Origin of the sequence: Pontibacter deserti (assembly GCF_023630255.1) — a bacterium.
GTDB classification, from domain to species: Bacteria; Bacteroidota; Bacteroidia; order Cytophagales; family Hymenobacteraceae; genus Pontibacter; species Pontibacter deserti.
Genome location: NZ_JALPRS010000001.1, coordinates 1,793,130 through 1,819,578, shown reverse-complemented (window position 1 = coordinate 1,819,578; position 26,449 = coordinate 1,793,130). Strand labels below are relative to the sequence as shown.

Below are 26,449 nucleotides of genomic sequence, written 5' to 3'. Positions count from 1 at the left end.
TAAACCTTCAAAATAAGTTTCAGAGGCCATGCAAGTGATCACATAATTGCATTTTCTGAGTCGTGAAATAAGCACAGGAGTTTGTAATACAATAAGGTGTGATATTAAGGTTACTTCTGCTGATATAACTAAAACTACTTTACGAGTACCACATACATGAAAATAGTAGACCTACGTGTAATGCGCGGCCCGAATTACTGGTCCGTTAAACACCCTAAAATCATTGTTCTCAAACTCGATCTGGTAGAACTGGGAAACACATTAACTTCTGATATCCCTAACTTTAATAACCGCCTTCGCAAAATGTTTCCGGGCATGCAAAGCCACCGGTCTTTAGAAGGAGTGGAAGGTGGATTCTTTAAAATGGTGGAAGAAGGTACCACTTTCGGGCATGTGGTACAGCATATTGCCCTGGAACTACAAACAATGGCCGGTATGGAAAGTGGATACGGCCGCTGCTACCCATCACGCGACGAGAACCATGTATTTGTAATTTTCTCGTACCAGGAAGAAAGGGCAGGAGAACATGCGGCCCATGCAGCCGTTCGTATTTCAGAGGCACTTATAAAAGGTGATAAGTATAGGTTATGGGATGACCTGGAGCGCCTGCACCAGATACGTGAAGACGAATATTTCGGGCCAAGTACTTACTCTATAGTTTCAGAAGCAGTAAGCCGCGGGATACCTTATATCCGCCTGGACCGGCACTCGCTGATACAACTAGGATACGGAAAGTATCAGAAGCGTATACAGGCTACCATGACGTGTAGCACTGCCTGCTTTGCTGTAGAAATTGCCGGTGATAAGAATGCCACTAAAGATCTGTTAAGCGATGCCGGTATACCTGTACCAAAAGGTACTACCGTTTATTCACACGAAGAACTACGCCGTGCTACCACCTGGCTTGGCTTCCCGTTGGTAACTAAACCACTGGACGGTAATCATGGTAAAGGTGCCACCATCAATATCACAAATCTGGTTGATGCAAAAAAAGGCTTTGCAGAAGCACGTAAGTATTCTCAGGGTGTTATAGTAGAGCAATTTGTAACCGGCTTCGATTTCAGATTACTGGTGATCAATGGCAAGTTTGTAGCAGCTGCCAAGCGCACACCTGCTATGGTTACAGGCGATGGCGTATCAACTATAAAACAGCTTATAGATAAAGAGAATAAAGATCCGAGACGTGGTATTGGTCACGAGAAAGTACTAACCAAAATCAAGATCGATCAGCATACCAAGAATCTGCTGAAGAACATGGGCCTTACCACACAATCAGTGGTGCCGGCAGGAGAGGAGATCTATCTTAAAAGTACAGCTAATATAAGCACCGGGGGCACAGCCACTGATGTTACCGACCTGGTTGATCCTTACAACATACTGATGGCTGAGCGCATAGCCGGAATCATTGGTCTGGATATTTGTGGTATTGATATAATGACTACAGACATTGCCATACCCCTGAATGAAACCCGGGGTGCTGTGCTGGAAGTAAACGCTGCCCCAGGTTTCAGAATGCATATTTCTCCAACATATGGCCTACCTCGTAACGTGGCAGAGCCTGTTGTAGACATGCTGTTCCCGCATGGCAGGCCAGCCCGAATCCCGATAATCGCAGTAACCGGAACAAACGGTAAGACAACTACTACGCGCCTCATTGCGCACATGGTAAAGCACAAAGGGTATCAGGTAGGGTATACTACCACCGATGGAATATACATTCAGGATAAGTTGCTGGAGAAAGGCGACACAACTGGTGCTTTTAGTGCAGAATTTGTGTTAAAAGACCCTACTGTAAACTTTGCCGTTCTGGAGTGTGCTCGTGGTGGCCTACTCCGTTCGGGGCTGGGCTTCCAGCAATGCGATATAGGTATTGTAACCAACGTAAGTTCCGACCATCTTGGTCTGCGTGATATTCATACGTTAGAAGAGCTGGCACAGGTGAAAGCGGTAATACCGAAAAGTGTAAGCCCGGATGGTTATGCTGTACTAAATGCCGATGATGACCTGGTTTATGCAATGGCTGAAGGGCTACAGTGTAAAGTGGCTTTCTTTAGTATGGATGAGAACAACCCGCGCATCTTAAAGCATATTGCAAAGGGCGGTCTGGCTGCTGTGTTTGAGAATGGGTATATTTCCATCTTTAAGAACAGCTATAAGATCCGTATCGATCGCGTAGCCGATGTACCGTTAACTTTTGGCGGACGTGCTAAATTCAATATTGAAAACATTCTGGCGGCAACGCTGGCAGGCTATATCTCTCATTTCGAGATTGAGGAAATAAAAACTTCGCTCAGAACATTTATTCCATCGCCTTCTAAAACACCGGGTCGAATGAACTTGTTCAAGTTCCCACATTTCGAGGTATTGGTTGATTACGCTCATAACGTAGGTGGCATGAAGGCTATTGGAGAGTTTGTAGATAGCCTGGAAGCCACCCATAAAGTCGGGATTATTGCCGGGGTAGGCGACCGCCGTACAGAAGACTTCTATGAGTTAGGTGTGGTAGCCGGAAATATTTTTCATGAAGTAATTGTGCGTTTAGATAACGACCTGCGTGGCAGAACTGCCGAAGAGATAATTGAGCCCCTGATGCGTGGTATAGAAGATGCCAGCCCGGGAAAACCAGTTAAGCTTATACCTGAAGAGATGCGTGCTATTGCCTATGCTCTGGAGCATGCCCAACCTGATTCTTTTGTAGCCATCTTTACAGAAGACATCTCAGAATCGGTGAGAATGGTAGAAAGCTTTAAAGTAATTCAGGACAGAAAAATGCTAGTTGAATAAACTATACGTTTGTTAGCGCTATTGACTTGTGAACGATGGACTAAGACCCCTTCCTGAGGAAGGGGCTTTTTTTATACCTGTACGCTTACCGGGAAGTATAGCTATACTTTAAAGGCTTAGCAGGAAATAAGGTATAAAGTCCATTAAAATAAAAAAGCCCCTACTGATGCAGGGGCTTTTCTATAAGTTAAACTGTCTCTTATTTCAGTATAAAAGACGTTCTGCCAATCAGGAAACCATCAGCATAGAGTTCTATAGTATGCTGACCTTTCTTATAAGCAGCATTTTTATCATATACATAACTTACCTGCTGTTGCGTGTTATCGAAAACGATGTCACGCTTGGCAGTATAGTACATGTCTTCGCCATCAATCTGGAACGTACCTGCACCCGTAGCAAGGTTATATAAAGCTGCTCCGTCTGGTTCTATCAGGCGCATGTAAATGGTTTTAGGCTCTTTAGGAGCTACGTCGTTCTGGCCCAGGTTAAAAGCAACTTTTATCTTGTCTACAGTTTTGGCTCTGAACTCATTATCGTTGTCGTCTTTTTCTTTGCCACGCTGGTTCACCACGTTTACGCTGATGTTCTTGGCTTCCAGTCGCGATGCCAGTTTTACCTTTTCTGTCAGGTTCTGGTTTGTCGACTTCATGGTGGTAAGGCTATCCGAAAGCTTGTTCTGTGTTGTTTTCAGGGAAGTATTCTCTGTAAACAATACCTCATTATCCTCTTTCAGCTTCACAATCTCTCTGTCTTTTTCAACCAGCTGCTGCTCAAAAGCTTTAGCTCTCTCTCGGAACTTTCGCTGGTCGGCCAGGCTGTAGCTGCTGGTACGGAAACCACGTAGTTTTTCCAGGTCGGCGGTAATGGCAGCAATCTTAGACTCAAGCGAATCATTCTCAAGACCCATCGCCTGTAGTTCCTGGCTCTGGCGTTCAAAATCAGCTTTAAGGGCTTCGTATACTTTAATCTGGTTCTCTAACTCCGTGTTTTTCACCCGAATCACTTCCTCCTGCTCTTCCGCTTTCTCCTTTTTCTGGTAGTTCATGTAAAGCAGGATACCATTTATACTGGTCAGGATTACGATAAAACCTACAATCAAGAGTTTTTTGTTACCTCTGTTCTCGGGTGTGTTCGTCGACATAAGTATAGATTGTTTTTTGTTTTTAAGCCAATGTGTATACTTTAGGCTTTCTATAAGTATCAAATATAAGACTTTTGCATTATATATCTCAACCTCATGAAACAAGATTTTAACGCAAATTACTGGCAGCAACGGTATCAGAATAAACAGACTGGTTGGGATACCCAAAGTATAACGACTCCCCTGAAGACATATTTTGATCAGCTGACAAACAAAGAGCTGCGGATACTTATTCCGGGTTGTGGCAATGCTTATGAAGCTGAATATTTATTTGAGCAGGGCTTTACACACGTATACGTTGCGGATGTAGCACCGGCACCTTTAGAGCATTTTGCCGGTCGGGTGCCAGATTTCCCGAAAGACCATTTGTTGCTGCAGAATTTCTTTGATCTGAAAGGGGAGTATGACCTGATTATAGAGCAAACCTTTTTCTGTGCACTGGACCCGGACCTGCGTGCTGCTTATGCCCGTAAATGTGCGGTGTTACTGGTGTCCGGCGGCAAGTTGGTGGGTTTGCTGTTCGATACCACTTTTACCCAGGATGGCCCTCCGTTTGGCGGATCGGCAGATGAGTATAAAAAGTACTTTGAGCCATACTTTAAGTTTATACATTTCGAGCGGGCATATAACTCTATTACACCCCGGCAGGGGCGTGAGCTTTTTATTAACCTGCAAAAGAAGTAAGCGCATCAGGTTCTAATTGTGTACTTTTGTACTATAGTTACCAATCAACTTATACTATGTTCGAGATACCAAAACTACACCATACACTAAGCGGCAACTTCTTTTTAATGGCTGGCCCATGTGCCATTGAGGGTGAAGAAATGGCACTACAGATTGCAGAACGCCTGAAAGATATAACTGACAGGCTTGAGATTCCGCTTATTTTTAAAGGTTCTTACCGCAAGGCAAATCGCTCCCGCTTGGATTCTTTTACTGGCATAGGTGATGAAAAGGCACTGCGTATACTTAAGAAAGTAAGCCAGACTTTTGATGTACCTACTGTTACGGATATTCATGAATCGGATGAGGCTGCAATGGCTGCCGAGTACGTGGATGTGCTTCAGATACCAGCTTTCCTGTGCCGACAGACAGACCTTTTAGTAGCTGCTGCTAATACAGGTAAAGTAGTAAACATCAAGAAGGGCCAGTTTTTGTCTGGTGAGTCGATGCGCTATGCTGTTGATAAAGTACGCGAATCAGGAAATGATAAGGTTATACTTACCGACCGTGGTAACAGCTTTGGTTATTCTGACCTGGTGGTAGACTTCCGTAACCTGCCGGAAATGAAAGCGACAGGCGCTCCGGTAGTGATGGATGTAACACACTCGTTGCAGCAGCCTAACCAAAGCTCAGGCGTTACAGGTGGCAAGCCAGCGTTAATAGAGACAATAGCGAAAGCTGCCATTGCAGTAGGCGCTGATGGCCTATTTATCGAAACGCATCCGCAGCCAAGTATAGCTAAATCTGATGGCGCGAACATGCTGCCGTTAGACCAACTGGAAGACTTGCTACTGAAGTTAATCAGAATTCGTCAGGCTGTAATATAAATTGGAGTTTAGTACTTAGATGTTAGTAATTAGAGTTTGCGCATAAAAGAGTCTAACTACTAATATCTAAGTACTAATATCTAAAAAGCTAAGGTAAAATGCTCTTTAGGCTGAGAGGTCCGGAAGAAAACCAATCCCACAAAGTATAGATCAATAGTTTGCCCAACCTGCGGATGCTTTTTGATTTCCTGCCAGACACGCTTCATTTCAGAAGACCAATAAATATCATCTATCACGAACACACTTTTTTCATGCGCTTTAGCCAGGCATTGTTCAAAGTAGTACATGGTTGGCTCGTAGCGGTGGTTACCATCAAAAAAAGCAAAATCGAGTTGCGGGATTTGTTCTAACTGCAGCTTAAGCGTTTCATCCAGGTTGCCGCTAATCTGGGTAATGTTGCGCAGGTGCAGGTAATCGAAGTTCTTCTTTGCTTCTTTTGCGATGTTAGGGCATCCTTCGAAAGTATAAACATGCGCTTTACGGGCAGCTTCAGCTAAATAAGCAGTTGTAATTCCCAGCGAGGTGCCTAATTCAAATACATACTTGGGTTGATAATAATTAACCAGCCGGAACAGTAACTGACTATACTTTGCAGGCTTTAGAGATGTGCGGGAAATGTCAGAAATCTTTCGATTTTTATACTTTATAGTGTTAGAACCAGCACCCAAATCAGTTACTTCTATAGTTCTGTTATCTAAAAGGAGATCCTCCCGAACGGCTTCTACCCGCGGATAAGCATAAAAAGCGCCATTGTGAAGTATAACCTGGTTGTACAGGTTAAACACGAAAGGGGAATGCACACCATGCAGCTTAAATGATCTGACCCTGTAAAGCAGGTACTCCAAGGCTTGTTGGGTGATAGACACTGGGTGGAGCTGAATCTTTAAATTATTGAATGGCTAAACTGCTGCAGGTTAATTTTAACTGATTGTGGATGAGACCATAAAGTATAACTAATCAATCAACAAATAATCTAGCAATTAAACCCTTAATTAAGCTTGTAAGGCACGATCAGGGTAAATTCAGGTATAGATACATGAAATTGTTTCCCGTCTACCAGGCGCTCCATTAGGTAAGTGCCCAGCATCTTTCCAACTCCCGTTTTCAGGTTACACCCCGACACATATTCATGCGATTCTCCGGGCTCCAGGGTTGGCTGCTGGCCTACAACACCCTCGCCTTCTACTTCGCGCATCGTGCCGGTGGCATCGTGTATGTACCAGTGGCGGCGGAGTAGTTTTACAGTAAACTCGCTGTTATTTTCTATCGTTATCTTGTAAGCAAATACATAGTGCTGCTGTACCGGACTGGAATAATCTGGAAGGTAGTTGGTCGTGACTGTTACTTTCACTCCTTCTGTCGTTTTTGTATCCATGTTACAGAGATTATTGTATATTTAGAAACTGTCCGGGAGCAAAAGTGTTGCCACCCTTGGCTAAGTTTCAGGTATTATTCACACCCTTCATCCATCGTTTATGAATGTAAAGATAGAAGAAAGCTGGCAAAATGTGCTGCAAGATGAGTTTGAAAAACCATATTTTAAAAACCTTGCAGCTTTTGTTAAAGACGAATACAATTCCCAAAAAGTTTATCCGCCGGGCAGCCAGATCTTCAATGCTTTTAAAATGTGCCCTTTTGATGAAGTAAAAGTGGTTATACTTGGTCAGGACCCTTACCACGGGCCAAACCAGGCAAATGGGCTGGCTTTTTCAGTAAGCGATGAGGTACGTACGCCGCCTTCGCTGATCAATATATTTAAGGAAATTAAAAGCGATCTGGGCAAAGACCTGCCACCAACCGGTAACCTGGAGCGCTGGGCAAAGCAGGGGGTATTGTTGTTAAATGCGACCCTCACCGTACGGGCCGGTAATGCAGGCTCGCATCAGAAAAAGGGTTGGGAGGAGTTTACAGATGCCGTAGTGCAAAAAGTAAACGACCTAAAGGAAAATGTAGTGTTTATGCTTTGGGGAGCTTACGCCCAGAAAAAAGGAGCATTTATAGATACTCAAAAGCACCTGGTGTTGCAGTCAGCGCATCCATCACCGTTTGCTGCCGACCGTGGCTTTTTTGGTAACCGGCATTTCAGCAAAGCTAACTCCTATTTAGTTGAACATGGCAAAGAACCGATAGATTGGTAAGTTATGTTTAAAGTATAAACAAAACAGCCTCTGCATTTATACTTTGCAGAGGCTGTTTTGCTTTAGTTATACTTCGTTACCAACGTGCAGTGGTAAAGTTTACAGGGTCATAGATACTTAAATCAACTGTTTTCGGGAAAGAGATATTAAAGTACTCTTCTCTGAGTGTTAGCTTACCGTCGGTTTTGAATAAGATCTCAGTTGCCACCCAATTGTTCTCTATTTGGCGATAGTTGTTCATCTCCACATCGCGGGTTACACCTTTGTTGTTTGTTAAAACCCTTACCACGTACAATCGCTCTTTATCGACCCAGAACTGGCTGATGCTGTTATCATCGGGGCTGGTAGTGCCAACTACGTAAGCATCTCGTCCCTGCCATTTGGCTTCAGTTAGCTTACTAAGGTCAAAATTCAGCTCCTTTAGTTTAGCTATAGTTGTGTCAGGGGAGAAGAAGTATACATCAAAACTGAGTAATACCAGCGGATGAATGGTACGTTGCTTAGCCTTTAGCTGGTTGTTATCGAAAGTATAAACAGAGTCTGATTTAAAGATTACCCCTTTACCGCTCTCAAAACCATTGAAACGGATGTGCAGGTTACCTGGCTGGCTGTAAATTTCCTGCCATACTTCCTCTTTAGTTACGGCACCGTCTTTATAGAAAATGGCTTTCTGCTCAAAAGCAAAGTTAGGATACCACTTGTTCTGCCAGCGGTTGTACATGGCTCGTACTACTGCAGCGCCATCTTGTGGAGCTGTGGCTTTCGGAAGTTTACTGTTTGTACAGGATAAGGTGAAAATAGACATACAAATGCAGAGAGCAACAAAAAGTACCCTGTTCATTAAAATGGTTTTTATCATAGTTATAGGTTTGGAGTTCAGTTAGCTATACTTACAAGGACGATTTATTCAGTGATAAAGCCTTTTGCTACTTTCATTACTTCAGCAGGAGTAACGGTTTTAATATCTTCGCCTAACGTAGCAACAACATGAACGGCATTTGGCCTTACCATGGTCCAGGTATTTATCCGCTTTATGGGGTTTTGTTCTTTCCAGCCCCACACGCCTATATAGTTTACCCCGCTCATCTGGGCAAGGTGAGAAGGACCGCAATCGTTGGCAACTGTCAGTTTAGATTTTTTAGATACCTTAACTATATCGCCCAGGCTTCCACCCTGCAATATATGATAGGTATTATTAGGTAATGTTTGCTTGATGACTTCTATGTAATCGTTTTCCTGGGGGCCTATAACGAAGTAAAAATATGCATCCGGAACTTGCTGAAGTATAAGATTAGCGAGGCCGCAATAGTTATCAATTCCCCAGCGCTTGTGCTCGCCTTCGCCGCCGGCAGGCATCAGACAAAATATAGTTCTACCGGAAGGTATAGCAAGTTCTGAGGACCTGTCTAAAGTTGCTATCTCATCAAACCCAAAGAAAGTATCGGCACCGGTATTTTTAAGCAGCTCAAGGTACCGAAGGCTCATATATATGTCGTCGTTGTACTTTACTGTACGATTAAAGAACTTCACAAACAGAGAGCTTGTTTTAAAACCCGCTCTTAAGCGAGCGCCCGAGATAGCTGTGGTAAAGTTAAGGCCTTCGGAGAACCAGCGCAGGTTAAAAACAATATCAGGTGAATAGCGCCATAAGTGAGTGATGATCTTAAAGTAGTCTTTCCAGTTTTTATAAATATAGAGCTTATCCGCCAAGCCTTGGTTCAGCATCATTGCCGAAGATTTTACCGGAGACCAGATGATGATTTCAGCATTGGGGAAATTGTGTCGAAGGTGCTGGAAGAATGGGAGTTGCAGAATGTTTGCCCCAAAAAAAGGTTTGTTAGGAGCAAGTACTACAATACGCTTTACTATTTCTTTATTCAACTGAGGTTGTTAATTAGTTAAGGGTAATTTTAAGCAAATTTAAGATATACAATTTTAATATAATTGCAGAAACCACACCTAAAGGTTTTAAAATTAATTATCAGATCAACTCTGTTCTATTCAGAGAGGCAAGACTTTAGGAAAGATCTAACTATAAAAAGAAAGAGCCGGATGTTACTCCGGCTCTTTCTTTTTATAGTTTCAAATACCTTAATCGATAATATCAAATATTCTGCTCCAGCGAATTTTATTCAGGAAACTGCCATATGGGTCTGTAGACATCCAGATCATAACGGCTTTACCAACTATATGGTCGGCAGGCACAAAGCCCCAAAAGCGGGAATCCATAGAATTATGGCGGTTATCACCCATCATAAAATAGTAGTTCTGCTTAAAAGTATACTGGTTTACCTGCTTACCATCCAGGTATAGTTTGCCATCGCGTACTTCAGCATTTTCGTTGTGCTCATACTTCAGAATAACAGTTTCGTAAAGGGGCAGTGTTTCTGGAGTTATCGATACAGTTGCACCTTCCTTAGGTACATAGAGCGGCCCGAAGAAATCCTGGTTCCATTTATACTTGCTTGGCACATGCGGGAAGATCTGAGTATCTTCTTCGCCTTTTTTCGTTTCCAGAAGCGTAACTTCTTTTACAAAGTCCAGTTTAGCAAGCTCAGCTGCTTTTTCCGAAGTAGCATTAAATCTATAGCCTCCTTCCCAAGTATAAACACTAGTAAGATCCAATTCATGAGATAAAAAGAAGTTCTCGTTCAGGACATTTGATGTACCCATAAAGTAGGCATACTGCAACTTTTCAGGGTTGTTCATCGGCTTGCCGTTTACGATAACCTGCTTGTTGCGCACCTCAATAGAATCGCCGGCTACTGCTACGCACCGTTTTATATAGTTGGTGCGCAGGTCGGCAGGGTGCTGCTCCTCCGGCGGGTAGTTAAAAACAACCACATCGCCTTGCTTTACCTCTGAAAAACCCGGCAAACGGTACGACTTCAGCTGAATAGCATCGGAGTAAGATGGAATGTTAGTGCCCCAGATGGTCTGGTGGGTTAGCGGTACCTGCAAAGGTGTAATTGGGGTACGAGGGCCGTAGTGCAGCTTGCTCACAAACAGGAAGTCACCTACCAGCAGCGACTTTTCCATAGAAGGAGTAGGGATGGTATAGGCTTCAAAAGTAGCCCAACGAATTAAACTTGCAGCCACAACAGCAAAAAGTATAGCATCACCCCATTCGCGGGCGAAGCTTTTCTTCTTTTTAGGCTCTTTGGTAACTGGTTTCTTCTCCCAGAACTTAACTTTCATGCAGGTTAGCTATGTTTTACAGGTTCAGCATGTCTTTCATGCCGTAAACGCCTTTTCTGTCTTTCAGCCATTCAGCTGCCATCAGGGCGCCTTCGGCAAAACCGGCGCGGCTATGCGCCACATGCGATAATTCGATCTTATCAACTTCGGAACTATAAGTAACTATATGTGTGCCAACTACATCCGGTTCACGCTCCGAAATAATATTCAATTTGCCTTCTTTTTCTTCATCTGCCACCCAACCACTCAGGTCGGCATAATGATAAAGTATACCTTCGGCGGTAGTTATACCTGTACCGCTTGGTTTATCAACTTTCTGCAGGTGATGTATCTCACGTATACCTACGCTGTACTCCTTGTAAGCCTGCATTTTAGCTGCAATATACTCGTTAAAGTGGAAAAACAAATTAACGCCTACACTAAAGTTAGATGCATAGAAGAAAGCACCATTCTTCTCTTCGCAAAGCGCGACGGCATCCTGGTAGCGGTCCAGCCAACCAGTTGAGCCAACTACTACTGGTATGTTGTTGTTAAGGCAGTAAGTAATGTTTCCGAAAGCGGCTTCTGGGTGTGTGAACTCAATGGCAACATCAACATTATCAGAAGTATAGTTGCTTAATGTCTCGAGGTTAGTGTGGTCTATAGTGCCAGCAATCTGGTGGCCTTTGGCTAAGGCCATCTGCTCAATGGTTTTACCCATCTTGCCATAGCCTATCAATAGTATTCTCATTTTGACTTGGTGTATAAAGTTAAGCTTACACCTGGGGTGAAAGCTCTGTGTGCTGTAACTGGTATTATACTTGGCTGAACACGTAGCGAAAGCTCATCGCTGATGTCAAACTCTTTCATGTGTGCGTGCACGTATGCTTCGGCTACCTGCAGCCCGTATGCCCCGATAGATAACAGAATGGTAAGGTCGCGGTTGCGGCGGTAAAAGTCGCGGGCTCGTTTTAAGTTAGCTGTTCCGTTCGGGCGGCTTTCCCCATAAATGTTGCTGTCTGCAAACTTATCGACAGTGTTCGGATCATCATCTACACGAATAAGAAGTGCTTCCCGGTAATCCTGATAATTGTTGTTATGGCTGATGTAGAAGTAAGCTAAAACACCACCTGTTGCATAAATGATGGGCATTTTCCAGTAGCTTTTGTTATAAGCTTGGCCAAGACCTGGTAAAACTGCAGAAAACAGGGCTGCTTTGGCAGGCCTGTTCCATTTGCTCAGGAAGAAGCTGTTATCATCCGCATTTATGGTATCCGTGTCAACAACTTCAACAGAATCGGGGCCAGCCGTAATTACCTGCGCCCGGGCGGGTGCGGCAAATGCAAGTATACTTATAAGTAGAGCAATGCTAACGGTTAGCCTCATTACAGCTTATTAGTAGTTAAGTAGTTCTAAAATACGGTTCAGCTCCTCCACAGAGATGAAAGGGATCTTGATCTCACCTTTGCCATCGTTGTTTGCCTTAACCTGAATTTTAGTGCCAAACTGAGAAGACAAACGTGTTTCTACTTGTTTTATTTCTTCTTCGTACTTGTTAAATACAAGTTTCTGCTGTGGATCCGGCTTTTTGTTAGCATTCTGCAGGTTACGTACCAGTTCTTCTACCTTACGCACCGACAACTCTTCATTTACCACTTTCTTGAAAACTTCAAGCTGGTTCTCAACGGTATCGATATTGATCAAGGCACGTGCATGGCCCATCGAGATGACGTTGTCGCGCAGGGCGATCTGGATATCTGGTGGCAGTTTAAGCAGGCGCAGGTAGTTGGTTACAGTCGTACGCTTTTTACCAACACGGTCGCCCAACTCTTCCTGCTTCAGGCTACACTCTGATAGAAGTCGCTGGTAGGAGAGGGCAATCTCGATGGCGTTCAGGTTTTCACGCTGAATGTTCTCGATCAGGGCCATTTCCAGCATCTGCTGGTCATCAGCCTTGCGGATGTAAGCCGGTATAGTTGTAAGACCGGCCATTTTAGCAGCCTGGTAACGGCGCTCACCTGAAATCAGCTGGTAGCTTTTCTGGTCGAGCTGGCGAACGGTAATAGGCTGAATAATGCCTTGTATTCTGATAGACTCCGCCAATTCTTCCAGTGCGCCCTGATCAAAGTGGGTACGCGGCTGGTATGGGTTCGTCTGGATCTGGTCTATGGCTATATCTGCGATAGTATTGACTTCATTAATGGTGTTCGAATCAATTTTACCTGTGTACTTGTTACCCTCCAGAAGAGAGCCAAGGCCTCTGCCGAGACCGCCTGTGCGTTTAGGTGCTTTATTGTTGTTATCAGACATGTAAGGGTAGGGTTATTTCTCCAGTGCCACGCTGTTTTTCTCGGCAATTTCACGGGCCAGGTTCAGGTAGCTAAGCGCACCCTTACTCTCAGCGTCATGAAGTATAGCCGGTAAACCAAAGCTTGGCGACTCACTCAACTTCACATTTCTTGGGATGATGGTCTCAAAAACCATTTGCTGGAAGTGTGTTTTTACTTCTTCCACTACCTGGTTGCTCAGGCGCAGGCGCACATCATACATGGTTAAAAGTATACCTTCTATGGCCAGTTCCGTGTTCAAGCGCGACTGTATGATCTTGATCGTGTTCAGCAACTTACCGAGACCTTCCAATGCAAAGTACTCGCACTGCACAGGTATAACTACAGAATCAGCAGCGGTAAGCGAGTTAACCGTTATCAGACCCAGCGAAGGAGAACAGTCGATGATAATGAAATCATATTTATCGCGCAGCGGCTTCAGGGCCTCACGCATCTTCTCTTCACGGTTATCCAGGTTGATCATCTCCACCTCAGCACCAACCAAGTCGATGTGCGACGGGATCAGATCCAGGAATTCGATGTTAGGAGACGCAAGTATGATTTCTTCCGGCTTTACGTCTTCTACCATGCACTCGTAAATGCTGGAGGTAATGCTAGCCGGGTCGAAGCCAAGACCGGATGTGGCGTTAGCCTGCGGATCAGCGTCTACCAGTAATGTTTTATATTCTAAGGCTGCCAGGCTTGCCGCCAGGTTTATGGCTGTGGTGGTTTTGCCCACGCCGCCTTTTTGATTGGCAACCGCTATTATTTTTCCCATTCTATACTTATAGGTTTATAGTTTGACCTATCTCCATCAAAATTAACTCTTTACCAGCCATCTGCGCTACTTCCTTCACTTCTTCGTGGTCTATGGCAATATATGGAAATGTGTCGTAATGCATTCCGATGAACTTATCTACCTGTACAAAATCGGCAGCGATAAGAGCATCATGTATATCCATTGTAAAGTTATCACCGATCGGCAGCAACGCAAAATCCAGGTCGAACTGCTCCGGTATCAGCTTCATGTCGTAGGTAAGAGCTGTATCTCCTGCAAAATAAAAGGCTTTATCCTCGGTTTCTACCACAAAACCAGATGCTACACCAGCATAGGTACCATCCGGTAAAGAGCTCGAATGTACTGCTGTTACCATTTTTACCGTTCCAAAAGGCAGGGTTACTTTACCCCCTACGTTCATCGGGTGAGTCTTTTCAATACCTTTCTCGCCATACCAGGTAGCAATCTCGAAAGTAGAAACTATAGTTGAGCCATTGTTTTTGGTAATCCGCTCCGCATCGTGCACGTGGTCCTGGTGGCCATGCGACAACAGAATGTAATCTGCCTTGATGCTGTCTACATCAATATCCTTTGCCAGTTCGTTAGGCGAAATGAACGGATCGAACAAAATGCTGTGCTGCCCGATCTTAATTAAAAAGCAAGACTGTCCGTAGTATGTTATTTCCATGATTTACTGATTAGTGCTTACTTATCTACGCAAGTTATCTTTATCTTGCACAAAGATACATTTTTTTGACCACTTTACCGGATGCAAATCACAACAAAACGCCATTATTTATCCACCGTTTTTGCCCTGTTATCCACCGTTTTGCTCCTGTGCCAGTCTTGCACTGAAGCCGGAAAAAATGGAACGAACAAAACTGTTTTCAGGTATAATCAGCCAGAGGCGCTCTCGTCGCTGGACCCCGCTTTTGCCCGTAACCAGGCTAACATCTGGGCTACAACGCAATTGTACAACGGACTGGTAGAGCTGGACCAGGAACTGAAAATAGGGCCGGGCATAGCTAAAAGCTGGGAAGTTTCGGAGGATGGCAGAACCTATACTTTTATACTTCGGGATGATGTATACTTCCACGACCATGAAGTTTTTAAAGGTGGTAAAGGCCGTAAAGTAAAAGCGCAGGATGTAGCTTATAGTTTTAAACGCATCATAGACCCCGCCACAGCCAGTACCGGCGCCTGGATCTTTAACGACAAGGTACTTTCTGATAAAAACGGTGTAATTTCCGATACCGCTTTTCTGGCTGTGAATGACTCTACGTTTAAGATTTACCTTAACGAGCCTTTCATTGCATTCCTGGAGATTTTGACGATGCCGTATGCTTTTATAGTTCCGCAGGAAGCTGTTGAGAAGTATGGCAAAGACTTCAGAGCAAACCCGGTGGGTACAGGGCCTTTTGTGTTTAAGCAGTGGGACGAAGGCAACGCGATCATCATGCACCGCAACCCGAAATACTGGAAGAAAGACGAAAAAGGAGTGCAGTTACCATACCTGGATGCCGTACAAATATCCTTCATAACCGACCGGAAGTCGGAGTTCCTGACCTTTATGCAGGGCAAGCTGGATTTCCTTTCGGGTGTAAGAGAAGGTTCCCGTGATTTGATTCTGAACAACGACGGAACCGTCCAGGACGATTTTAAAGGCAAATTTACTGTCCGCAAAGAGCCTTACCTTAACACAGAATACATTGGTTTCCAGCTCGACCCAACCAACCTGAAAGACCCGAACCCGGCCGTGCAGGACAAGCGTGTAAGGCAGGCGCTGAACTATGCGATCAATAAAAAGGAAATGGTAGCCTATTTCCGGAACAACATAGGAATACCGGGCCACTCGGGAATGGTGCCACCATCGCTGCCATCGTTTAGCGAAGAGAAAGTGCCGGGTTATAGTTATAACCCCCAAAAAGCGAAAGAACTGCTAACTGCGGCTGGCTATACTTCACAAAATCCACTTAAAATGCGCCTGAGCACGGTAGCGGAGCACAAAGAACTGGCAGAATACATGCAAAAGAAATGGGCCGAACTAGGCGTACAGGTAGAGATTGACATTAACCAGGGGCCGGCGCATCAGGAAACTGTGGACAATGGCCGAGCACCATTCTTCATGAAATCTTGGCTGGGCGATTACCCGGATGCTGAAAATTACCTGGCGCTGTTCTATAGCAAGAATTTCTCACCGGCTGGCCCGAACAAGACGCACTTTGTTAACAAGCAATTTGACAAACTATACGAGCAGGCAAAACTAGAGCGTGACGTTAAAAAGCGCTGGGAAATGTACCAGGCTATGGATAGGATAGTGGTGGAAGAGAGCCCGGTTATCGTTCTATACTATGACGAAGTGCTGCGCCTGACCCAGAACAACATACAGGGCCTGGAGCCAAACCCGATGAACATGCTCAAACTGGAGCGGGTGCGGAAACTTTAGTTTATACTTTATAAAAAAAGCCCGGCTGATTCTTCAGTCGGGCTTTTTTGTTGGACTATAGTTAATTACAAGCCTCTGCCTGATGGATTGTTTCTGTTAGGATCCATTCTGTTTGGATCATTGTTTCGAAGATTATCTTTTGGTCTGATGTTCCTGTTCTTCGGATTCAGTTTATCTACTTCCACATCCGTTTTGCGCACCGTGCCACGTACAGTTTCTTCGCGTTGTGTCTGCTCTTTATTCAGTCGAACTTCTTCTACCACACGTGCCTCTTTATTTACAATAGGTACTTCGGCATGCTCTGTCATTTCTATACTTCCTTCTTTAAAGTTCTGGAAGTCACGCTCTGTAGCAGGTCGATTAACCGGTCTTCGCTCTACGTTTACATGCTCTTCACGCAAACGTAAATGTTCTTCAACTGGCCTTTCAACTATACGACTGCGCATTCTTACGCCACCTGTTTCTACTTCACGCTTACCCACATTCATGCGCTCTTCCACAATCGGGATAGCCTGATTTGTATTCATGTTTCCGGTGCGTGCAGTTGTATCGGTTGCTGTGCCTGTCGCTCCACTACGGAACTGGTTTGCACGCTCATCCACGTCCACTGCGCCACATGCATCCAGTGTTTGGGCTGCCTTTTCAGCTTCCTGTCTTGAGTCTGCGTGTACGGTTACAACCCAGCCTTTACGAGCCACATCGCTATACTTTCTTGTTTCATCTTTGTCGCTTCCGAACAAAGAGCCAAAGAAGCTGCTTACTTTATCTGAACTGTGTGTTTGAGTAGTACCGCTTACCTGCGAAGCAGAACTCTGGTTTGAAATATCTATATGATCTGAAGGAATTCTGTTGCTTTCCAACTTTTGCACAGCAGTTTGCGCATCTATACCTTTCTCGAAAATTCCTATCACTGTTTGTGCCATAGTTTTAAATTGTTTGTGTTAAAAATTGATTAATGTGTTGGGTAGCTGTGTTTCATCAGTATACTTATGGTGTGTTTAAATCATCATTCCGTAACCGTTCTATGTTAATTTCTTCACGGCGCAGGTTAATTGGTTGTGTTTTATGGTCTTCTACCCGCCGATTTGTTATGTGCAGTTCTTCTACCACCTTTATGCGTTTAACTAATACAAGCTCTTCACGCAGCACTGAAATAATCATTTTATCGCCTTCATAGCGAACAGCGGGAGGGGCCTGCTCAACGTATTGGTCAACAGGTATGCGCTGTACGTCCACTTCTTCGTGTACAACCGGGATATCAACCATTACTTCGTCTTCACGCACATTTTTAGAGATCCGAACTTTACCTGATTCTACTGTTCTTTTCTCTACATGCACCTGCTCTTCTATCACTGGTATAACTTTCTCTTCCCTGTCAGCTACATCATCCCGCTCAATCCTGAAAGGCTCTTTAGGAGCACCAGGCTGTGTCCCGGCTCTCTCTGCCTGCAACCTGCTTTCCTGAAGCTTTTCTTCAAATTCGGATAGTTGCACTTTTTTAGACTGTTTGCTCATATTTGTATAATATGATATATTTAAATATGTTTTTTTTAAGATTGCAATCTTCTTAAATAACTCGTTTGTTTTACGGCAGCACAGGTGAGGGGTTATATAAAAAGCAATTGAAGAAGCTACAAAAGCGGGAAGATAAAGCTGTAGATTTTAGTGAAAAGGCGTAACAGCCTGTGTAAAGGAAGCATTCACAGACATTAAAAATATTTAAAATATATTAATTAAATTCTTTCCAGGTAACTGAAAGAAGGAGCCTCTGTGCCTGCTTATATATTTTCTGAAGTATAATAAATGATGATTTTTTGTCACATGGTTTAACTATGTAGTTGTGTTTTTATAGGATGAGTTGGTAATGACTTGATAAAGTATTGTAAAAAAGGAGAAGTATAAAGTTAATTACTGATCCAGCGTTCCAGCACATCGCCAACTATAAACGAGACGCCTGCTGCCAACGCGCCAAGTGCTAAAGTTTCCAGAATGCCGCGCCAACGATTAACGCCTGTTACATAGCTTTTAAGAAATCCGATAATGGCAAAACCAGTAAAAGTGAGCACACAAGCCCAGAGAAATACCTGCCCCGGAAAACCAACAATATAATCCCAGACATAAACCGACAAAGGAATCATCCCGATCAGGAGGAAGGAAGTATATGTTACCAGGCCAATAGCCATTGGTGATTTAGAATCTTTAATTAGTTGTAATTCATTGGCCATCATATCATCGGCCCAGCGGTCTTTATCTTTGGTAATCACAGCAACCACCTGTTCCAGCAGTTCTCCATCAAAGCCTTTGGCCCGGTAAGCGTCGCGTACTTCCTGCACCTCAATTTCTGGATACTTTTCTATCTCGTAGTATTCGGTTCGTTTGTGTTTGTCGTAGCTGTCGCGCTCCGATTTGGCAGAAAGGTAAGCACCCACCGACATAGAAAAGCCATCGGCGAGCAGGTTAGCAAAGCCAAGTATAATAATGATAGAACTATCGAGGTTGGCGCCCACAGCCCCTGAAACAACTGCAAAGGTGGTTACGCAGCCATCGATGCCGCCATATACGAACTGACCCAGGTACTCCTGAAACTTTGAGAAGAGATTATGAGCAGTGTCTTCGTTGTGCGCCATAGTTTTTACATACGCATCTTATACCGATTTGCTCTCTGTAAAGCAGCAGCGCTGAACATTGGTTGTTCAGCGCTGTTCCAGGTTAGAAAGTATAGTTTATACTTTCAGTTTTTTAAACTGAGCCTATAGTATCTGCTGAGCTTCTGGGAACAGAATAGTGACAGGCTGTTAGCAAACTATAAGACTTTAATGAATTACTAAGCCTTTCTTACAAATTCAGATTTAAGCCCCATAGAGCCGAAGCCGTCAATTTTACAGTCGATGTTATGGTCTCCGTCTGTCAGGCGTATGTTTTTTACTTTGGTGCCAGCCTTTACTGGTTTTGGAGCACCTTTTACCGGCAGGTCTTTGATTACAACAACTGAGTCCCCATCCTGAAGTATATTGCCATTTGCATCTACTACTTTCAGACCGGTTTCTTCTTCCACTTCATTCGGGTTCCACTCATTTCCGCATTCCGGGCAAGCGTATAGTTCATCACCCATCGCGTAACCATAAGGCGAATTACATTTCGGGCATTGTTTCATTTCTTCTGACATCGTGTTGTACAGTTTAAATTTACAGCTAATTAGATACTGGTAGTTATACTTGCTATCAGAAGTATTACTCTTGCAAAGGTAGGCTTATTTGATAAATTATGTAGGTGAAGTGGGGGAGTAGCTAATGGTTTTGGCAATGTGTCGGGGCTTTATATCTGTAAACGTCTACCAACACCAAAGTTAATTTCTTGCTCAAATGTTTATATTCCTAGAGTCAGCCTACTAACGCTAATACAGTATAAGTGGCAACGTTTTTATCCTATCGTTTTATTTTTATTCATTGAAGGCCAGATATTCATCTTTAAGTTTGGCTGTTTGCACGATCAGAACTGTATTGGCCAGCATAATACATATAAAAATTATAATGGCAGTACTACTTCCTAAGTAGATTCCACCAATTAGGGCAATAAGACATGTACCGACAATCGTAAAAAAATTATCCATAGTCACACCAGTAATTGCGTCAATGATTGTGCCGCTTTGATGTATGGAAAAATCGTAAATAACAGTCATTTCTCCCAGACATCCGACAAGGGCGGTTGCCATTCCCAGTACTTCGATAGGGATATTGGTAAGCTCTGAAATACGGGTAATTGCCTCGATAACCATATATGCAGATATAAAAAGAATAAATGTGGCAACTAATAAAAAGAACCAGTTTCTGATCACAGAATTGCCAGTATCTTCTAGATTTGTTTTTTCTTTAACATTGCTGCTTGATTGTGCTTTCCGGAATTCGTATATGAGAAAAAGGCAGGCCATCAATATGAACAATGCCATACCTTTATCGAATTTATATATGTCTTGCTGAAATAATTCGGGGCTGCTTTCAATGATTCCTGAGAAAACTACGCTAATGGCAACCAGGGCTGTAATTGCAGAAAGAATTAAAAGCAACGTTAATGAAGATGATATTTCTCTCAGGGTTGGTTTAAGTTCCTGTTGTGACAATGGTGTGAGTCTTCCCCATTTTTTAATCAAGGGGAACATTAATACTTCCCGCTTTACCCTGTCCGATTTGTCTTGTCTCCAAACACACCAAGAGGCGAACAGGATGTTGTAAATGTTAGAACCCAGGGTTGTGCTGCCAGCAACCATTCCATATTGTATAGATCGGTAATAATCGCCCGATGCTTCACGTACGCTAAGGATAGCGGCCAATATACCGATGGCCATATCAGGAAGGGCAGTGCCGATAGCCTGCAGAACCCCTGCTGCAATGCCAGTCTGATATTTCAGCGATTGTGAAACCGCACCGATTGTTTTAGCCGTTTTAACAATGCAGTAAATGCCAGCAAGTAACTGCAGAACAAAGGCTATAGATATCCAGACCAAATGTTTGTACTGCGTGAGAAAATGAGTAAGTACTGCCACGGTTATCACTAAAGCAAAAAGCATTGTTAGAATAAAACTATGTTTCTTCTTTCTTTTCATCCTTGTTGCAACATAACTGATTGAGAATTTGTCAATTATTCATTAACGCCAACTACTCGACAGCAGTGAAACAAATGCTTCGCTGAACTATAGCTTTAAATGGAGATTGATCGAATTTATTACCATAACCAAGACCCAGATAATCATGGAAAATAAAGGTTTTGGAAGCTATAGTTACTTAGCTGGCGTAGCCACATATTTCCAGATCAACTGATGCACTTTGTCGTTAAACTTAATCAGCTTTTCGGGTCCGCCTTCTTCGTGTTTGATGTGTTTTACTTCTTTGCCGGCTTCATAAAAGTATAAATGGGTAGCAGGCATGTCGGTCCACTCAGTTTTATACAGGTTTTCCAGGGTTTTATAGTTTAGGTCAACAATAGCTGCTGTTAGCTCATTTAGTTCTTTGCCGGTTAGCTGAAAGGTGAGGGTGTCGGTAACTGGTACATGCTCCCAGGGTATAAACCGTACGTGGCCATTTGTGTAGATCAACGCTTCGTAGGAGGGGCAGGTACCAAAGCAGGGAGTTTTCTGGAACATCAGCAGGGGGACATCACCTCCTGAAACCGATGCAGCCTTTGCACCTGTACTCTTACAACTTAACAAACTTATACCTGCTACCACTATAGTTAATAGCAGTAGTTGTTTTGTTATGTTAAGTATAAAGCTGTTCACGGTAGCAGGTATAAGTATTAAAGTATGCTGACTATAAAGTTATCTTCAATAAAAGCTGCTGCAGGTGCTGTTTATACTTTGCTGAGCTAAACATCAGTACCTCAAGTAGCAGCCGTTGAGCTATTTCTTTTCTATCCTTTTCAGTTTACCATTTTCCATTGCATAAGCCTGGGGTGTGCAGTTCCGGCAATCTCTATAGTTTATAGTAGAGTCGGGTGGGTTAAGTATAAATACACGGCTGTTTGCGTTATACCTGGCTCCGGCACTTCCTTGTATCTTCTCTACAATTTTACCGCTCTCACGATCAACTATAAAATGTTGCTGACAGGCGGTTCCGCAACCAACTGTAACTACAGTATACTTTCCGGCAAAATTAACGCCTTTGGCTAAGCCTTCGCGTAGGGCTGTTTTAAAGGTGCGGGCATCGGTGTGGCTGCTTTCATCTACAGAGGCCAACTTGCCCCGGTACATGTTGGGCACGTTATAGTTGCCGCTTTTCTCATATTCTTCGGTGGTAATGCGGTAACGCTGGTATAGGTCTGCATTCTCTTCGTTGCGCATAGCAAGATTTGCAGTATCGCGTGCTAGTTGTTTCTCCAGTTTAGGGTGGGTGCTGCTTATACTTTTGTCTTCGTTGGTGCCAGAGTTGCAACCCAGAAAAGAAATGGTTAAGAGCAGCAGGAGCGGGTACTTCAGGTTCTTATACATAGCTTTTTTGTTATAATCCTACATACGCAGTTGTAGCAAGTATAGCTAAACAAAAAAGCCTGTCCGGACTATGGACAGGCTTTTTAAGTATAACTTTTAACTATAACGAAAGCTTATTTCTTAGCGCCTTTGTTACGTTTCTGCTGTTCTTTTTCAGCGGCTGCGCGCATTGCTTCCTGCATACGCTCTGTAAAAGATGGACCGCTGGTCTTCTTTTTGTCTTTGCGCTTCTCTTTGTTGTCTTCAAGTTTGGCGCGCACTTTACCTTCGTCCACAAATCTGCGGATGATAGCCTGCTGGCCAAATGTTACCATGTTAGATACAAAGTAATAGAAAGAAAGACCTGCCGGGAACGAGTTCAGAACGAACATAAAGATAACCGGCATCAGGTAGCTGTAGAACTTCATAGCACCCTGCATCTGGGCGTTCATCTGGTTGTTAGACCAGGTATAAAGTATTGTAGAAGCCGTCATCAGCAAGGTAAACATACTTACGTGGTCGCCATAGAACGGAATCGTGAATGGCAGTTTTGCAAATACATCGTACGTCGAAAGGTCAGTAGCCCACAAAAACGGCTCCTGGCGAAGCTCAATGGAGTTCGGGAAGAAGTTGAACATCGCAAACAGGATCGGGATCTGCAGCAGCATTGGTATACAGCCGCTCAATGGATTCACGCCCATTTCGTTGTACAACTTCATGGTCTCCATCTGCGTTTTCTGCATGTCGCCGCCGTTACGCTCTTTAATGGCATCAATCTCAGGTTTCAGCACCTTCATTTTTGCCATCGAGTAGAACGACTTGTAAGTAAGCGGGAACAGGATGGTTTTGATGTATAGTACCAGCAAAATAATGATGATACCATAGCTGCTGAAGTAGTTTTCAAGGAAGTCGAATGCCGGGATGATCAGCCACTTGTTTACCCACGCAAAAATACCCCAGCCCAGGTCCAGGTTCTTTTCAAAGTCCTCTCCAACGTGCTTCAGTATTTTATAATCGTTAGGACCGAAGTAGTACGTAAACGAAGCCTTATCATTTAGTACATCCTGCACCGGAATAAGGGCCTGCGATGCCAGCGTTTTTACGATTGTAGAATCAGCCAGGTCTGAAGACGACTCCAGCTTAGCGCTTGCAAAACTATTGTCAGCAATAATACCTGCTGTAAAGAAATTCTGCTTGTTCGAGATCCATTTTACAGGCTCTTCCAAGGCAAGCTCTTCTTTCTCTTCCGAGATTGACAGATAATCGTGCCCGTCTTCAACAGTTGCGTAATTTATAGTTGTTTTAGCGCGGTTCTGCTTAATGTCGCGCTCCAACTGCTTAATGCGGTCAGTCCAGGTAAAGGTCAGGTTATTGCCACTGATCTGGCCCTGTAAGCCTTCAAAATCAAGCTTATACCCTAACTGGAAAGACTCATCATACAAAGTATAGATCTGGTCGATGTACTGACCATTGCCCACGTTTGCACGGAAAGTGATAACCTGCGTGCTCACATTCTTATCGGTACCTTTTCTGATAGCAGAAGGCGTAAAGTACAGATCCGACAGCTTAATGGTTTTGCCATCTTTAGTTGTAAAAGCTACATCAGTTTTGCTGCTTTCCTTATCTATAAGTATAAGCGGGTCGCCCTGGTAGGTTTTATAGTTCTTCAGTACAACTTCTTCTACCTGTCCGCCTTTAGAGTTAAAAGAGATGCGGATGTTCTGGTTTTCCAGAGTAGTTGTGCTGGCTGTGCCTGTTGCGGCTGTGGCAAAAGAGCCCAACGTAGCGGCCTTACGCGTCTGCGCCAGCGAATCGTCTGCAACTGCGGGTGTATTTTGCAGTTGCTCTACTTTGGCTACCTGTTCTGTTGCCTGTTTTGTAGCTGCTTTTTCGTCCGTTCCGGTAAAAAAGAACGAATATGCCAGTAGCAGGAGGGCAATCAGTCCGAAGCCAATAGCTTGATTTCTATCCATTTAATAAAGTGTGTAAAGTGTTATTGGTGTTATTTGGTTTGTGTATAGTTCATGGCCGCCCTCACAAATTTAGTGAATAACGGGTGTGGGTTAAGCACAGTGCTTTTCAGTTCAGGGTGGTATTGTGCTGCCACATACCAAGGGTGGTTCTGCAGTTCAACTATCTCTACAAGTCCTGTTTCCGGGTTTTTGCCAGTAGCCAACATGCCTGCTTCTTCAAAAGCCTGCAGGTACTGGTTGTTAAACTCATAACGATGACGGTGACGCTCCGTGATTTTTGACTTACCGTATATAGAATACGCTTTTGAGCCTTTCTTAAGTTCACAAGCGTATGAGCCAAGTCGCATGGTGCCGCCTTTCTGTGTTATCTCCTTCTGGTCTTCCATCAGGTCGATGATCGGGTGCGGCGTTTCAGGGTCCATTTCGGTTGAATTGGCACGCTCCAGGCCAAGCACGTTACGGGCAAACTCTATAGTAGCGCACTGCATACCCAGGCAAATGCCGAAGAATGGTATTTTAGACTCACGGGCAAAACGGATAGCCTCCAGTTTACCTGCGAAGCCACGCTCACCAAAGCCAGGAGCTACCAATATGCCATCTAGCCCCTGCAGTGTATTTGCCACATTCTCGTCGTTAATGTTTTCCGACTGGAACCACTTCAGGTTTACTTTGCACTCGTTAGCTGCGCCTGCATGTATAAAAGACTCAACTATAGATTTATAGGCATCCGGCAACTCAACGTATTTACCTACCAGGCCTATCTTTACTTCGGCAGTAGGGTTTTTAAGTCTGCCCAGGAATTCTTTCCAGCTTTCCAGTTCCGGCTCACCTTTCTGGGCAAGCTTCAGTTTGCTGATCACGCGCTCGTCCAGTTTTTCTTTGCGCATCAGCAACGGCACATCGTAAATCGTCTCGGCATCCAGCGATTCGATCACTGAATTTACCTTAACATTACAGAAAAGGGCTATTTTTTTGCGAAGATCAGATGGGATTGGGTACTCAGAGCGGCACACCAGTATATCCGGCTGCACACCAGCTTCTGAAAGGTCACGTACAGAGTGCTGGGTTGGCTTGGTCTTAAGTTCGCCGGCAGCTTTCAGGTAAGGTACCAGCGTCAGGTGAATGACACATGTCTCGTTTACACCAAGTTCCCAACGCAGCTGGCGCAGGGCCTCAATAAACGGCAGAGACTCAATATCACCCACACAGCCACCAATCTCTGTAATCACGATATCATACTCACCCGACTGACCCAGCAGCAACATACGACGCTTGATCTCATCGGTGATGTGTGGCACAACCTGTACAGTTTTGCCAAGGTACGCGCCTTCGCGTTCCTGCATGATCACGTTATAGTAGATGCGGCCGGTGGTTACGTTATTAGCCTGCGAGGTAGGTACGTTTAAAAATCTTTCGTAATGGCCAAGGTCCAGATCGGTTTCAGCGCCATCTTCGGTTACATAGCATTCGCCGTGTTCGTACGGGTTCAGGGTACCCGGATCGATATTAATATATGGGTCGAATTTTTGGATGGTTACAGAGAACCCTCTTGCCTGCAGCAACTTAGCGAGTGAAGCGGAAATAATGCCTTTTCCAAGCGAGGATGTTACACCACCGGTAACGAAGATATATTTAGTAGCCATAAGTTAGGTTAAACTTTATGGGCTACAAAGGTACGGGATTTATTTGATTATCCGGTAAACAGGGAAAGTATAGTTATGAATTTTAATGGAGTCGGTTTGTCTGAATGGGAGTTTATGATTAGCAGAGTTTAATCTGGCAACATAATCAACTCTTGCTATTACCTAAGCTATAGTTGAAATTCCTTTTCTGTGTCATTTCGAGCCACAGCGAGAGATCTTATTTGTCCTATAGTTGGCGTTGTTTTACTTTCATAACCAAGCTATACTTTCATAGTTGCTTCTAATCCTAGGAGCTTTACTCACCTACAGTTCTATAGTTGACTTTGGTGCCCTCATGGCCGGGAGGCCCCGTCTTCGGGCATCGCGCTGCTTTCGCTTCCTTTGCTCCTGCCTCGCAATGCCTTAGCGGCACCGGAACCTCTCGAGGCGCTCCACCCAAAGACTGAGATCTTTCGATAGCTGCTACCTTAGTTATTAGAACTGTTATAGTTGTCATAGCTTTCCAGCAATGTATTTCTGTAGGGACAGGTCGC

General features: G+C 44.0%; 26 protein-coding genes. 5 read left to right on the top strand and 21 right to left on the bottom strand.

Annotated features, from left to right (window positions below; genetic code table 11):
• Positions 1–156 precede the first annotated feature (156 nt).
• The gene (gene cphA, locus MJ612_RS07825) at positions 157–2,784 is read left to right on the top strand and encodes a cyanophycin synthetase (protein ID WP_187032944.1); all 2,628 of its coding nucleotides are present in this window, start codon (positions 157–159) and stop codon (positions 2,782–2,784) included.
• Between the two features lie 199 nt (positions 2,785–2,983).
• Here the strand turns inward: cphA and MJ612_RS07820 are convergent, their stop codons facing one another.
• The gene (locus tag MJ612_RS07820) at positions 2,984–3,925 is read right to left on the bottom strand and encodes a hypothetical protein (RefSeq protein WP_187032943.1); all 942 of its coding nucleotides are present in this window, start codon (positions 3,923–3,925) and stop codon (positions 2,984–2,986) included.
• A gap of 96 nt (positions 3,926–4,021) precedes the next feature.
• Between MJ612_RS07820 and MJ612_RS07815 the strand changes: the two genes are divergently transcribed.
• Positions 4,022–4,609 (top strand): class I SAM-dependent methyltransferase, encoded by a 588-nt coding sequence (locus MJ612_RS07815; protein WP_187032942.1) that lies wholly within the window; start codon positions 4,022–4,024, stop codon positions 4,607–4,609.
• A gap of 56 nt (positions 4,610–4,665) precedes the next feature.
• Positions 4,666–5,475, top strand: a complete 810-nt coding sequence (gene kdsA, locus MJ612_RS07810; protein ID WP_187032941.1) for a 3-deoxy-8-phosphooctulonate synthase — start codon at positions 4,666–4,668, stop codon at positions 5,473–5,475.
• Positions 5,476–5,555: 80 nt separating this feature from the next.
• Here kdsA and MJ612_RS07805 read toward each other — a convergent pair whose 3' ends face one another.
• Together MJ612_RS07805 and apaG are read right to left on the bottom strand one after the other, a co-directional pair.
• Positions 5,556–6,341, bottom strand: a complete 786-nt coding sequence (locus MJ612_RS07805) for an O-methyltransferase (protein WP_250419093.1) — start codon at positions 6,339–6,341, stop codon at positions 5,556–5,558.
• 122 nt (positions 6,342–6,463) lie between these two features.
• Complete coding sequence (gene apaG / locus MJ612_RS07800) at positions 6,464–6,850, bottom strand: Co2+/Mg2+ efflux protein ApaG (protein WP_187032940.1); 387 nt, start codon at positions 6,848–6,850, stop codon at positions 6,464–6,466.
• Between the two features lie 100 nt (positions 6,851–6,950).
• On the opposite strand from apaG, the gene ung reads away from it, so the two are divergent.
• Complete coding sequence (gene ung / locus MJ612_RS07795) at positions 6,951–7,613, top strand: uracil-DNA glycosylase (RefSeq protein ID WP_187032939.1); 663 nt, start codon at positions 6,951–6,953, stop codon at positions 7,611–7,613.
• A gap of 76 nt (positions 7,614–7,689) precedes the next feature.
• Here ung and MJ612_RS07790 read toward each other — a convergent pair whose 3' ends face one another.
• The 8 genes from MJ612_RS07790 to MJ612_RS07755 form a co-directional block, all read right to left on the bottom strand.
• Positions 7,690–8,472, bottom strand: a complete 783-nt coding sequence (locus MJ612_RS07790) for a LolA-like protein (RefSeq protein WP_250419092.1) — start codon at positions 8,470–8,472, stop codon at positions 7,690–7,692.
• 44 nt (positions 8,473–8,516) lie between these two features.
• Positions 8,517–9,494, bottom strand: coding sequence for a glycosyltransferase family 9 protein (locus tag MJ612_RS07785; RefSeq protein WP_187032938.1), 978 nt, complete (start codon positions 9,492–9,494; stop codon positions 8,517–8,519).
• 210 nt (positions 9,495–9,704) lie between these two features.
• Positions 9,705–10,811 (bottom strand): signal peptidase I, encoded by a 1,107-nt coding sequence (gene lepB, locus MJ612_RS07780; RefSeq protein WP_187032937.1) that lies wholly within the window; start codon positions 10,809–10,811, stop codon positions 9,705–9,707.
• Positions 10,812–10,827: 16 nt separating this feature from the next.
• On the bottom strand, positions 10,828–11,541 hold the full coding sequence (gene dapB, locus MJ612_RS07775) for a 4-hydroxy-tetrahydrodipicolinate reductase (protein WP_187032936.1): 714 nt from the start codon (positions 11,539–11,541) through the stop codon (positions 10,828–10,830).
• Positions 11,538–12,176, bottom strand: a complete 639-nt coding sequence (locus tag MJ612_RS07770) for a DUF5683 domain-containing protein (protein ID WP_187032935.1) — start codon at positions 12,174–12,176, stop codon at positions 11,538–11,540. Before MJ612_RS07770 ends, dapB begins: the two co-directional genes overlap by 4 nt.
• 9 nt (positions 12,177–12,185) lie before the next feature.
• Complete coding sequence (locus MJ612_RS07765; RefSeq protein ID WP_187032934.1) at positions 12,186–13,100, bottom strand: ParB/RepB/Spo0J family partition protein; 915 nt, start codon at positions 13,098–13,100, stop codon at positions 12,186–12,188.
• A gap of 12 nt (positions 13,101–13,112) precedes the next feature.
• Positions 13,113–13,895, bottom strand: a complete 783-nt coding sequence (locus MJ612_RS07760; RefSeq protein WP_187032933.1) for a ParA family protein — start codon at positions 13,893–13,895, stop codon at positions 13,113–13,115.
• Positions 13,896–13,902: 7 nt separating this feature from the next.
• Positions 13,903–14,583, bottom strand: a complete 681-nt coding sequence (locus MJ612_RS07755; protein ID WP_187032932.1) for a metal-dependent hydrolase — start codon at positions 14,581–14,583, stop codon at positions 13,903–13,905.
• A gap of 81 nt (positions 14,584–14,664) precedes the next feature.
• Here MJ612_RS07755 and MJ612_RS07750 point away from each other — a divergent pair, with 81 nt between their 5' ends.
• On the top strand, positions 14,665–16,341 hold the full coding sequence (locus tag MJ612_RS07750) for an ABC transporter substrate-binding protein (protein ID WP_187032931.1): 1,677 nt from the start codon (positions 14,665–14,667) through the stop codon (positions 16,339–16,341).
• Between the two features lie 65 nt (positions 16,342–16,406).
• On the opposite strand, the gene MJ612_RS07745 is transcribed toward MJ612_RS07750, so the two are convergent.
• The 10 genes from MJ612_RS07745 to MJ612_RS07700 all read right to left on the bottom strand — a co-directional run bounded on the left by MJ612_RS07745 (position 16,407) and on the right by MJ612_RS07700 (position 26,412).
• Positions 16,407–17,264: a YsnF/AvaK domain-containing protein gene (locus MJ612_RS07745; RefSeq protein ID WP_187032930.1), complete on the bottom strand. Its 858-nt coding sequence runs from the start codon at positions 17,262–17,264 to the stop codon at positions 16,407–16,409.
• A 64-nt stretch (positions 17,265–17,328) separates the two neighbouring features.
• The gene (locus MJ612_RS07740; protein WP_187032929.1) at positions 17,329–17,856 is read right to left on the bottom strand and encodes a YsnF/AvaK domain-containing protein; all 528 of its coding nucleotides are present in this window, start codon (positions 17,854–17,856) and stop codon (positions 17,329–17,331) included.
• A gap of 389 nt (positions 17,857–18,245) precedes the next feature.
• Positions 18,246–18,968 carry a VIT1/CCC1 transporter family protein gene (locus MJ612_RS07735; protein ID WP_187032928.1) on the bottom strand — a complete coding sequence of 241 codons (723 nt, stop codon included), beginning with the start codon at positions 18,966–18,968 and terminating at the stop codon, positions 18,246–18,248.
• A gap of 197 nt (positions 18,969–19,165) precedes the next feature.
• Positions 19,166–19,507: a zinc ribbon domain-containing protein YjdM gene (locus MJ612_RS07730; RefSeq protein WP_187032927.1), complete on the bottom strand. Its 342-nt coding sequence runs from the start codon at positions 19,505–19,507 to the stop codon at positions 19,166–19,168.
• Positions 19,508–19,780: 273 nt separating this feature from the next.
• A complete protein-coding gene (locus MJ612_RS07725) occupies positions 19,781–20,941 on the bottom strand; it encodes a hypothetical protein (protein WP_187032926.1) in 1,161 nt (386 codons plus the stop codon).
• A 174-nt stretch (positions 20,942–21,115) separates the two neighbouring features.
• Positions 21,116–21,613, bottom strand: a complete 498-nt coding sequence (locus MJ612_RS07720; RefSeq protein ID WP_187032925.1) for a DUF6438 domain-containing protein — start codon at positions 21,611–21,613, stop codon at positions 21,116–21,118.
• A gap of 120 nt (positions 21,614–21,733) precedes the next feature.
• Positions 21,734–22,321 (bottom strand): hypothetical protein, encoded by a 588-nt coding sequence (locus tag MJ612_RS07715; RefSeq protein ID WP_187032924.1) that lies wholly within the window; start codon positions 22,319–22,321, stop codon positions 21,734–21,736.
• A gap of 113 nt (positions 22,322–22,434) precedes the next feature.
• Positions 22,435–24,273 (bottom strand): membrane protein insertase YidC, encoded by a 1,839-nt coding sequence (yidC, locus tag MJ612_RS07710; RefSeq protein WP_187032923.1) that lies wholly within the window; start codon positions 24,271–24,273, stop codon positions 22,435–22,437.
• Between the two features lie 29 nt (positions 24,274–24,302).
• Complete coding sequence (locus MJ612_RS07705) at positions 24,303–25,916, bottom strand: CTP synthase (protein WP_187032922.1); 1,614 nt, start codon at positions 25,914–25,916, stop codon at positions 24,303–24,305.
• Positions 25,917–26,211: 295 nt separating this feature from the next.
• Positions 26,212–26,412, bottom strand: coding sequence for a hypothetical protein (locus MJ612_RS07700; protein ID WP_187032921.1), 201 nt, complete (start codon positions 26,410–26,412; stop codon positions 26,212–26,214).
• Positions 26,413–26,449 lie beyond the last annotated feature (37 nt).

Bases quoted from the DNA above. Each gene is read 5' to 3' on its own strand.
- cphA (WP_187032944.1), top strand. From the start codon at position 157: ATGAAAATAGTAGACCTACGTGTAATGCGCGGCCCGAATTACTGGTCC.
- MJ612_RS07820 (WP_187032943.1), bottom strand. From the start codon at position 3,925: ATGTCGACGAACACACCCGAGAACAGAGGTAACAAAAAACTCTTGATT.
- MJ612_RS07815 (WP_187032942.1), top strand. From the start codon at position 4,022: ATGAAACAAGATTTTAACGCAAATTACTGGCAGCAACGGTATCAGAAT.
- kdsA (WP_187032941.1), top strand. From the start codon at position 4,666: ATGTTCGAGATACCAAAACTACACCATACACTAAGCGGCAACTTCTTT.
- apaG (WP_187032940.1), bottom strand. From the start codon at position 6,850: ATGGATACAAAAACGACAGAAGGAGTGAAAGTAACAGTCACGACCAAC.
- ung (WP_187032939.1), top strand. From the start codon at position 6,951: ATGAATGTAAAGATAGAAGAAAGCTGGCAAAATGTGCTGCAAGATGAG.
- MJ612_RS07790 (WP_250419092.1), bottom strand. From the start codon at position 8,472: ATGATAAAAACCATTTTAATGAACAGGGTACTTTTTGTTGCTCTCTGC.
- lepB (WP_187032937.1), bottom strand. From the start codon at position 10,811: ATGAAAGTTAAGTTCTGGGAGAAGAAACCAGTTACCAAAGAGCCTAAA.
- dapB (WP_187032936.1), bottom strand. From the start codon at position 11,541: ATGAGAATACTATTGATAGGCTATGGCAAGATGGGTAAAACCATTGAG.
- MJ612_RS07770 (WP_187032935.1), bottom strand. From the start codon at position 12,176: ATGAGGCTAACCGTTAGCATTGCTCTACTTATAAGTATACTTGCATTT.
- MJ612_RS07765 (WP_187032934.1), bottom strand. From the start codon at position 13,100: ATGTCTGATAACAACAATAAAGCACCTAAACGCACAGGCGGTCTCGGC.
- MJ612_RS07760 (WP_187032933.1), bottom strand. From the start codon at position 13,895: ATGGGAAAAATAATAGCGGTTGCCAATCAAAAAGGCGGCGTGGGCAAA.
- MJ612_RS07755 (WP_187032932.1), bottom strand. From the start codon at position 14,583: ATGGAAATAACATACTACGGACAGTCTTGCTTTTTAATTAAGATCGGG.
- MJ612_RS07750 (WP_187032931.1), top strand. From the start codon at position 14,665: ATGCAAATCACAACAAAACGCCATTATTTATCCACCGTTTTTGCCCTG.
- MJ612_RS07745 (WP_187032930.1), bottom strand. From the start codon at position 17,264: ATGGCACAAACAGTGATAGGAATTTTCGAGAAAGGTATAGATGCGCAA.
- MJ612_RS07740 (WP_187032929.1), bottom strand. From the start codon at position 17,856: ATGAGCAAACAGTCTAAAAAAGTGCAACTATCCGAATTTGAAGAAAAG.
- MJ612_RS07735 (WP_187032928.1), bottom strand. From the start codon at position 18,968: ATGGCGCACAACGAAGACACTGCTCATAATCTCTTCTCAAAGTTTCAG.
- MJ612_RS07730 (WP_187032927.1), bottom strand. From the start codon at position 19,507: ATGTCAGAAGAAATGAAACAATGCCCGAAATGTAATTCGCCTTATGGT.
- MJ612_RS07725 (WP_187032926.1), bottom strand. From the start codon at position 20,941: ATGAAAAGAAAGAAGAAACATAGTTTTATTCTAACAATGCTTTTTGCT.
- MJ612_RS07715 (WP_187032924.1), bottom strand. From the start codon at position 22,321: ATGTATAAGAACCTGAAGTACCCGCTCCTGCTGCTCTTAACCATTTCT.
- yidC (WP_187032923.1), bottom strand. From the start codon at position 24,273: ATGGATAGAAATCAAGCTATTGGCTTCGGACTGATTGCCCTCCTGCTA.
- MJ612_RS07705 (WP_187032922.1), bottom strand. From the start codon at position 25,916: ATGGCTACTAAATATATCTTCGTTACCGGTGGTGTAACATCCTCGCTT.
- MJ612_RS07700 (WP_187032921.1), bottom strand. From the start codon at position 26,412: ATGACAACTATAACAGTTCTAATAACTAAGGTAGCAGCTATCGAAAGA.